Below are 1,122 nucleotides of genomic sequence, written 5' to 3' on the forward strand. Positions count from 1 at the left end.
CTATACATTGCCAACAGGAGGTACACAAGATAATGCAACAGAATTTTTTGACGGCAGTTACTGAACAATATCCGTTCCATTTTTCAAATCAAGACTATCACGACGAGCAGATCATCCAAATGTTTTTGACCGCTTGCTCAAACGCCCCGAATACACGTAGGAATTACTATCGTGCGTTGGAACAATTCAGGCGTTTTTTATCGGGCATGCCGTTTAAGGATGTGACCTGGAGGGAAATCGAAGCTTACAAAATTTATTTGACGCACGGCATTTACCGCGAGTCCGGAAAACCGTTGGCCCCCGCAAGCGTCGCCGCATTCATAGCGCCTTTGAAGTCTTTTTATAAATGGGGAAGCGACCGGGGCATAGGAATTTTTGATCATAATCCGACTCTAAACATCCGCATCCCGACGACGGTGGTAACGAGCCGGAAGCATTATTTGACGCGGAACGAAGTAGGCAGGCTGCTGAACAGTTTGCGAAAAGAGAGCCTACGGAATTACCTCATCGGCCTGTCCCTTGTGCTGCTTGGCCTGCGCGTTTCGGAACTCACCGGGATCAAGTGGGGAGACTTTCATACCGATCCGATGGAGACCTCGATCTGGTTAACGATTTCCCACGCCAAAAGGGGAAAAAGCAGAGAGGTCAAAATTCCCCCGCAGTTATGGAGATTGTATCAGCAACACGCTCAAAATTTGTCGAATTGTGACGAACCAGAAGCGGAGTTGCGGCTTTTTCCGATTACGCCAAGGCAAATCGAACGCATCATTAAACGGGCAGCTCAGCGGAGCAACATCAGTAAAGAACCGACACCGCACTGGCTGCGTCATACGAATGCAACGCTGGCGCTGCTTCAGGGCGCGTCGCTGCAGCAAGTGCAAGAAACGCTCGGACATGCGCATATAAACACGACACAGCGCTATCTTCACACCGTGGAGCAGATGAAAAAAGCGGCGCCTGACTTCGTTCAGGACTGCCTGATGGAGTTTATAGAACAAAAACAATAGTTCTTTTTCTCTATTTTCGGACTAATTTTAATGCAAATTTCGCTCTTTTGTCCTATAATGTAACATAAATGAATTACAATCCTTGCCACATTTCGACCAGTTTCTTCCTGATTGA

Annotated in this window: 1 protein-coding gene; it reads left to right on the plus strand. The window is 47.4% G+C overall.

Features of this window, described 5'->3' with window-relative positions; all coding sequences use genetic code 11:
• The first annotated feature begins 32 nt into the window (after positions 1 to 32).
• Entirely contained in the window at positions 33 to 1,007 is a 975-nt protein-coding gene (locus NYE74_RS33195) for a tyrosine-type recombinase/integrase (RefSeq protein WP_036626492.1), read from the plus strand.
• Positions 1,008 to 1,122 lie beyond the last annotated feature (115 nt).

The sequence above is a fragment of the Paenibacillus sp. FSL P4-0127 genome (genome assembly GCF_038007325.1).
GTDB classification, from domain to species: Bacteria; Bacillota; Bacilli; order Paenibacillales; family Paenibacillaceae; genus Fontibacillus; species Fontibacillus macerans.